The following is a 7,859-nucleotide window of genomic DNA, read 5'->3' on the forward strand; positions in this document are numbered from 1 at the left end:
TCCTGAATCCTTTCTCTTCACCCCATAATAGTTGATTGCGGCAAAGGCTAAAGCAGCAATAGCTGCAATGATAATAAATCCAATCATATAGCTCCCTCTTTGCTATGATTGTAAGCTAGAATGCATGAGATATCAAAGAAGATATGTACCGTATGGTTACGATAGCAAATAACAATCTTGTACAGGAGAGAAATCAATGACATACAATTTCCTCTTTATGAAGATATTCATCCGACGCTTGCATATTTAGATTTTCTTATAGGCTTACGATGTCTATCACCAGGCAGTACCACTCACATTTCTTTCAGTAGATCTTCTGATGAAATATCAATGAGCCAGCCATGAGTATAAGGACTCCAGGGGCGAGTATAGATAATTCCATCGTACGTCTCTGCTATGAGAGTCAAGGTGCTTTCCGGATATGCGCTTAGCCAGCTGATAACCCAAGAGAACGACTCTGGGACAAGAGCTTGTGTATCTTCACTTCGCCAGATGATATCACCCAACACGTCTAAACCGTTATCTTGGAGTGCAGCCATGGCATCGGTAATCATGTAAAGGTGCCATATATCCTCACCAGTACGATTCCTGACAAGGAGAGTAGCATACCCATAGGGGGCTTCAGGCAATGGCTCTGATCTGAAGTTCTCATTGGTCAGTTCAATACTCCAGCCATCATCATAAGGTGACCAAAGCAAGTGGTATTCCTCACTATCCAGATCGAGACCAACAAGATGTATTGGTTCATCGATATCGGTGGCCAATAATTCACTTAGATGGGAGAACTGAGAGAGATTGATATATGTATTATCACCGGCATAAAGGATGCTGTCCTCTAACAGGTCATCTCCGTATGCATGTACATCATAGTACTCTTCAGTGGCAAGATAGAGGTACCAAATATCGAAGTTGGTATTGTTCTCCACATACAGCTCATACGTATCAATGGAGACATCATACTGGAGGTCTGCGATAGTCAATTCAATATTCCAGATATCTGTAGTGGGAAACCACAGTCTCCTGTAAAGGTCACCATCGGTATCTTCTGCTTGAATTTCAACCCTGCCATATGTATCAAACGGTAACTGATCGGCTATCCAGGGAACATCATCAGTTGCTATGTGAACGATACGTGTTGGAAGGAGTATCATATCACCCAAGAGATTGGTACTCGCAATTTCATCATTATCAGTGGGATCTATGACATAGAGTGCACTGAGGGGATACTCAGTCCCATTCGTGATAAGAAAGTAGTCTCCTTGTGGGGGAGGGATTGTTACATCTTCCAAAGAGAAGGTGAGTTCATCTTCAGTGATCTCAATATTCCATGAATCGGTTTCTGGCAACCATGAGAAGCTATACCGATCTCCATCGATATCGATTGCATTGACTGAATATGAGTCTGCTCCTTGTTGCTCTAAGGCTTGTTGTAATAACGGGAACTTGAATAGTGCTATTCTCTGTTGACCGTGGTGAATCAGAGCCTCCGGTTCTAACAGATTATCCATCTGGTCACTTGAGCGGTACATGCTCTCATTGAATATATCAAGCTGTACCAGTGTGTAGCCGGTTTCATTACTTATAATAAGATACTCACCGTAACGAGGAACATCTCCATATCGAAAAACTCGCTTGGGTTTTATCAATTGTGTAATCGAATTCTGCTGTTCATCAGGTGTATCTAGAGCAGCAATTGGTGCCTCAGTTTCAGGTGCAGTAGTAGAAAGATCCTCAATTGAAACGGGAAAGACAGCCTCACTTTCTATTTCATGCATAGGTTCGGCTGTAGTGGAAGTAGCACAGGATACCAACAGGAGTAGCAGGCTAAGGAACAGTATAATCACTGTATGAAATGTATCTCTTTGCATAGCTTCATTCCTTTTCCCAAATGGGAAGTATTACCGCAATAGCTATGATATAACTATCATCCTGGAATGAGAGAATGGCAAGAGTATGGGAGGGGTGAATGAAATAATTTGTGTGCTAGAAAGTGATAATATGAGAAATTGGCTGTTATGCAGTTCGGGGTTGTTGGCTTACTTCCACTGAAGAGTGTGTTCTATATATTCAAACTATAAAACACATTCAATATCGAAAACAGGATAATCATCATTGCTGAAATGCTTTATAGGAATCTGTTGCTGTTGTGTGTCTTGAAGAAGAATTGCTGCTGGAATATTCAATTCCTCATGAAGCCTTCTCATCATAGAAAGACTGAGAGGGCGATTTCTGTTCAAAATTTCAGACACCTTGCTTTGACTACCAATGATGGGAACGAGATCTTTTCTGGACAGTCCTTGTTGATCCATTACAAACAAAATTGCATCGATTGGATCTGGAAGATCAATAGGAAAATTTTCCTCTTCATAGATTGAGATTAATGTAGTAAATAGTTCAATCTCGTCATTGATTATTGCAGTTTCAGGTTGTTCCATTATAGATTCGACATGATTGAGAGCCATCTCATACTCGAGATCATTTTTTAATACTTTTGGTTTCATCAAATTATCTCCGCATTTACCTTGTCATACTCTGCATGGGTACCAATGAATCTGATAAACATGGTTTGTGTTGTAAGAGTCAGTTGAATTTTTGCCCTGTAAGTCAACAGAAAACTTTCCAGCTTAGGACAACCAAATAATTGCCACTTCCCCCCAGAACTCTCTAATGTGTTGATAACTACATCGCACAAGGAGAATTCATGAAGAGAAGTGACGCACAAATAATAATATCACAAGCTCAGGAAGAGTTGTAGAAACATGGAAAGGGCTCCTAAACCCTAAAGTTTCCACTGTGAGCCGTTGCACTCATCTAGAAGACAAAAGCCCCAAAAGAAACTCTCTTTCCAGAGGCTACTTATCACACTTTCAAGGAAAATATTCAAGATTATCTGTAATAAATTTTCTTATTCTGTATATGCGATAGCAATGCCACTCATCATATACGATGAGGAAACCAATCTAGATTCACTTCCGTAGAGACTTGCCGTCAATTCATAGGTATTTTCTGAATCAACGATGATATTGACAATGTCATCGGTATCAGGATAGATGGTTTTGGCATATGTTAGAAAATCTATATATCCGGCCGATCCTTGAGAAGGAGTAAAGTCCACTCTCCCTAGGATTTGGTAAGTTCCCTCTGCTGGAAAAGATACCGACGCAGAGAAAGGTTGCTTTGTAGATATTGTAGTAGATGTGCAACTCGAGAGTACCAAGGCAAAGAGTACCAATAGTGAAACAAGAAGAAAACGCTTTTTCATATTACCTCCGATAGTGACTAATATCGCTAATAGTATAACATAAAAACAAGCGCGCGAAGTAAAAAATAATCGCTAAAAGCAAGAATGAATATTTTCATTTATTGGCTTCATTACATTAAGAATAATTATGTCTCTGATGGTGTAATTCGCCTTGTGAAGACTGAATGAGTGCCTTGAACATATTTTAGTAGGAATTTGTGTTCCGTGGTGTATCTGCAATTCCTTCGAATAGGAAAACTGACTGTATAGTAGACTAGCTTACTAAATCTAATTGACTTGCTGATCAATATTATTAAAGGGTATGTGTTGTTATCGACAAGAATTGCATCAATGATGAATTAAATGCTTGGATTCAATATCTATCAATCAAAGAACAATCATACAACAAGACCGTCAGCTAGGTAATACTTCCTGTATACCGACGGTCTTGGATATGTGATTTAGTTGGTTGAAAGAATCAATCAGAAAACAGATCAGTGTACGTGACCGTGTTCAATCTCTTCCTCTGTAGCCTCACGGACATCTTCGATCTGAACATCGAAATGGAGGGTCTCTCCAGCAAGAGGATGGTTTGCATCCAATGTAATGGTGTCATCCACAACCTCTTTAATGGTCAGTAGCTGTACTTGACCGTCTTCTCTCTGGGCTTGAACAGTCATACCCACCTTGACTTCAGTTCCTTCAGCAAACTGATTCTTGGAAACTGCGACAGTCTGGGAAGGATCATATTCACCATACCCTTCCTTGGGTTCGACGGTTACTGATACCTTGTCTCCCTTTTCTTTACCGTGCAGTTCTTTCTCCAGCCCTGGAATGATCATTCCGGAACCGACGATGAAAGAAAGCGGTTCACGGTTTTCAGAAGTATCAAGAACTGTTCCCTGGTCGTTTTTCAATGTGTAGTTCATACTTACTACATGCTTGTCAGAAATCTGCATAAAAATAGCCACCTTACAAATAGATTACAACCTGTTATTCCTCTCATGAAACAAAAGCCAGCGTGGTATTACCACCATGACATGATTCTATAAAAACAACCTTCGATATCATTCAAATTTAATGGATGTATATAGGAGATAAAAGATTGTATTTTTAGAAGCTACTAAAAATATCAGTAAACGGAAAGGGTATCGTGAACTTTTTTATGCTACCTATACTTTATTGGTTGTCCAAAAGACTGCTTACGGTCTAATCACCGTAACTTTCATCGCATTGCAGAGCGTTTCTGTGCATACATCCTGCTGTCGGCAACCTTGAAGAGGTCATCACTGGTAGTTCCATCCTTAGGATAGAGAGCATTTCCAAAGCTTATGGATAGGTTCAGGGCAACAGATTCGATGGTTATTGGTTCTGTAACGGCCTCTACAATCTGCTGTAATTTCTGTGTAAGGTTGTTACCTGATTTTGGGCAAGTGAGGAGGAGGATGAATTCATCGCCTCCATAACGGATGGCTGAATCCCCATCAGTCAGTCGTTCTCTTATTACCTTACCGATGTGCCGTAACACTTCATCCCCAAACATGTGTCCATACTTATCGTTGAGTTTCTTGAATCCATTGACATCCAATACTGAAAGACACAGAGAGGTACCTTTGGTGGTTGCAGCCTTGAGCGCAGCGTCAAATTGTTCGGTCATCCATAACCGATTGTTCAATCCCGTAAGCACGTCAGTACGGGCTGCGTCAAAGAGTGCCTGTCTTCCCTTGATGTTGATAATGAGAATAAATCCATATGACCAACCGATAGCCCAGGGGACTAGCGTGAAAAAGATTATGGGGGTCAGCACCTGATTGGGATCGTTCAGGAAATTGCTGTTAAGCATTGAGAACAGCCATCGAAAGAAGAAGGCAACAAACATCAGGGCGAATGTGACTGCAATGATTATATAGACAATACGTTCAAGCCCTTTCACCTTCCATAGCAGGACCACGATGGTCAAGGCAAGGACAATCATCATGAGAAGATCATTGATCATATATCGCCCTCTTGCATTATGTAGGTTCAAGAGAGTCGAAAGAAGATAGCCTATTCCATACAGAATCTCAAAAGGTACGCGTACATGGTCTAGCGGATGAAGCCCCTTGAACCTGATGGCTCCCTCGAATATGAGCAGTGGAGTGGTAATTGTGGCAATATTGTTCAGTACAATGGCGATACTGCCAAGCGTTGGTTCCAGCCACATGGGAAAGAATCCTAATGTAGTCAGTAGTGCTCCAACTGCCCAAAGGCTGGTGCCCTGTAATGTAGGGTATAATCGCCAGATGAAAATCATCATAACGGAAGTGAGAATTCCAACTGTAAGAAGCACCGATCCCAGCGTTGGATAATGTAACGACATCTAATCCCTTCTGGTGAAACTATTGTAAGAAATCTACTGGTAGTGTAGTACACGATGATGATAACCACAATGAGCTGACGTATCTTGTTCCAGAACCAGAAGGTAGTATTAACATATCAGTCCATTCTCACTTTGAATTGCCCATCCAAGACTACAGCACAGAAAGCCCGTCCTTTGTAGGAGGGCGGGCTTCCAAACTTTGTCTTAGTCTCTTATCTGTTCAGTGTATCGGTTGCTGTACCTTCTGCAAGTTCCGCCGCTACCGCAAACGTCTCACTGAGGGTAGGGTGAGGATGGATGCTGAGGGCAATATCCTCGGCAACTGTACCCATCTACAAGGCAATTACCGCCTCAGAGATAAGCTCACCTGCATTCTTTCCACAGATCCCTGCTCCCAGTAAGCGTCCTGTCTTCTCATCAAAGAGTGCCTTGCTGACGCCCTCTGCTGCGACAGCACTTAGTGCCCTACCGTTTGCCATCCAAGGGAAAGACCCCTTCTTGTAGGCTATTCCCTTCTCCTTGGCCTCATTTTCACTCAGGCCAACCCATGCTACCTCAGGGCTGGTATAAGCGACTGAGGGAACTCCCATTGGAGTGAAGGCTGATGCTTGTCCTGAGGCTACCTCAGCGGCCACCTTGCCCTGATGACTGCTCTTATGGGCGAGCATAGGGTCTCCCACAACATCCCCAATGGCAAAGATATGAGGGACATTGGTCCTGAGCTTCTTGTCCACCTCAATCCAACCACGACCAGTTGTCTTGATACTCGTGTTCTCAAGTGCTATTCGGTCGGAATTGACTTTTCTTCCTACTGCGACCAGTACAGCATCAGCATCGATGGTGGAGGGAGCCTTATCCCCAGCCAGGTGGAGCGTAAGTGAATCCTTCTTTGCTTCTACCTTTTCCACCTTTGTGGAGGTATAGATGGCTTCATACTGCTTCTTGAGTTTCTTCACCAATGGCTGCTTGAGATCTCTGTCAGCAGGGGGTATCAAGGAATCCATCATCTCGATGATGGTAATCTTTGAACCAAGCGCATGGTACATGGTAGCTACTTCAAGACCTATGATACCTCCCCCTATGATCGCAAGCCGATCGGGGATGTGCGTGAGTTCCAAAGCCTTGGTAGAATCCCAGATTCGTTCATCTTCGTAAGGGATACCCGGTATCTGCACCGAGCGGGACCCGACAGCTATGACTAGGTCCTCGAAGGTTAGCTTCAGCTCTTCCTTCTCAGTTACTACCTTTAGCTCGGTATCAGAGAGGAAGGACCCTTCTCCAACAATACGTTCAACCTTACGGGCCTTGCACAGTGAGTCCAATCCGGAGGTAAGGATTTTGATAACCGAATCCCTATGGGCTCTGATCTTCTCCAAGTCAAAGGTGGGCTTGCCAAAGGAGACCCCAAGAGGAGCCAGCTTCTCAGCCTCTTCTATCACTTCTGCAATGTGCAGCAATGTCTTGGAAGGAATGCACCCTACATTCAGACATACCCCTCCCAGTACTGCACTCTTTTCAATGATGGTAACCTTCCTACCTAAATCAGCGGCACGGAATGCCGCGCTATACCCACCGGGTCCTCCTCCGAGGACCACAAGGTCTGTTTTCTTCTCTTGCATTTGTACACACCTCCTTAGAGTAGTACTCGTCGCAAATCGCCCAACAGGGATGCGAGATACGTAGTAAAGCGAACCCCGGCAGCACCATCAATGACTCGATGGTCATAGGCTACTGAGAAGGGTAGAACGTCTCGGGGCGTAAACTCCTTGCCATTCCAAATCGGCTTCTTTGCAAGTCTTGAGACTCCAAGGATTGCAACCTGCGGTGGATTGATCAGGGGAGTGAATCCAGTACCCCCGATCCCTCCAAGGCTTGAGATACTGAACGATCCTCCTGAGAGGTCCTCTGGTTTCAGCTTCCTGTCCCGGGCTCGCTGGCTGATGCTTGCAAGCTCCCTTGCAATCTCTGTAACGCTCTTCTTGTCTGCATCCTTCAGGACCGGTACGATCAAGCCCTCGGGGGTGTCGACCGCAATACCGATATGATAGTAGTGCTTGAGGATCAACTCACCACTGTCTTCATCAAAGGAAGCGTTCATCTCAGGGAATTTCTTCAATGCTGCAACAACAGCCTTAACGATGAAGGGGAGGATGCTGATACTCACAGGGTCTTCACTTCTCTTCATCTCCTCCTTGATCGTTCTCCTCAATGCTTCAAGATCGGTGACATCAGCCTCGTCATACTGGGTGACATGGGGGA

At 43.7% G+C, this 7,859-nt stretch carries 7 protein-coding genes; all 7 read right to left on the reverse strand.

Annotation, left to right across the window (positions count from 1 at the left end; genetic code table 11):
• Positions 1-293: 293 nt before the first annotated feature.
• Positions 294-1,775, reverse strand: a complete 1,482-nt coding sequence (locus JF818_RS10630) for a hypothetical protein (protein ID WP_198891991.1) — start codon at positions 1,773-1,775, stop codon at positions 294-296.
• Between the two features lie 297 nt (positions 1,776-2,072).
• Positions 2,073-2,501, reverse strand: coding sequence for a type II toxin-antitoxin system HigA family antitoxin (locus JF818_RS10635; RefSeq protein WP_198891992.1), 429 nt, complete (start codon positions 2,499-2,501; stop codon positions 2,073-2,075).
• A 404-nt stretch (positions 2,502-2,905) separates the two neighbouring features.
• Entirely contained in the window at positions 2,906-3,262 is a 357-nt protein-coding gene (locus JF818_RS10645) for a hypothetical protein (protein WP_198891994.1), read from the reverse strand.
• A gap of 473 nt (positions 3,263-3,735) precedes the next feature.
• Entirely contained in the window at positions 3,736-4,200 is a 465-nt protein-coding gene (locus JF818_RS10650; RefSeq protein WP_198891995.1) for a peptidylprolyl isomerase, read from the reverse strand.
• A gap of 266 nt (positions 4,201-4,466) precedes the next feature.
• The gene (locus JF818_RS10655) at positions 4,467-5,600 is read right to left on the reverse strand and encodes a diguanylate cyclase (protein ID WP_198891996.1); all 1,134 of its coding nucleotides are present in this window, start codon (positions 5,598-5,600) and stop codon (positions 4,467-4,469) included.
• A gap of 332 nt (positions 5,601-5,932) precedes the next feature.
• Positions 5,933-7,219: a dihydrolipoyl dehydrogenase gene (gene lpdA / locus JF818_RS10660; protein WP_370570331.1), complete on the reverse strand. Its 1,287-nt coding sequence runs from the start codon at positions 7,217-7,219 to the stop codon at positions 5,933-5,935.
• Positions 7,220-7,233: 14 nt separating this feature from the next.
• Positions 7,234-7,859: 2-oxo acid dehydrogenase subunit E2 (locus tag JF818_RS10665; RefSeq protein ID WP_198891997.1), on the reverse strand; the 626-nt coding region annotated here is incomplete at its 5' end.

The sequence above is a fragment of the Sphaerochaeta sp. S2 genome, assembly GCF_016406725.1.
Lineage (GTDB): Bacteria > Spirochaetota > Spirochaetia > Sphaerochaetales > Sphaerochaetaceae > Sphaerochaeta.

Excerpts from the sequence above, each read along its gene's own strand:
- JF818_RS10630 (WP_198891991.1), bottom strand. The coding sequence starts at position 1,775 with ATGCATGAAATAGAAAGTGAGGCTGTCTTTCCCGTTTCAATTGAGGAT.
- JF818_RS10635 (WP_198891992.1), bottom strand. The coding sequence starts at position 2,501 with ATGAAACCAAAAGTATTAAAAAATGATCTCGAGTATGAGATGGCTCTC.
- JF818_RS10645 (WP_198891994.1), bottom strand. The coding sequence starts at position 3,262 with ATGAAAAAGCGTTTTCTTCTTGTTTCACTATTGGTACTCTTTGCCTTG.
- JF818_RS10650 (WP_198891995.1), bottom strand. The coding sequence starts at position 4,200 with ATGCAGATTTCTGACAAGCATGTAGTAAGTATGAACTACACATTGAAA.
- JF818_RS10655 (WP_198891996.1), bottom strand. The coding sequence starts at position 5,600 with ATGTCGTTACATTATCCAACGCTGGGATCGGTGCTTCTTACAGTTGGA.
- lpdA (WP_370570331.1), bottom strand. The coding sequence starts at position 7,219 with ATGCAAGAGAAGAAAACAGACCTTGTGGTCCTCGGAGGAGGACCCGGT.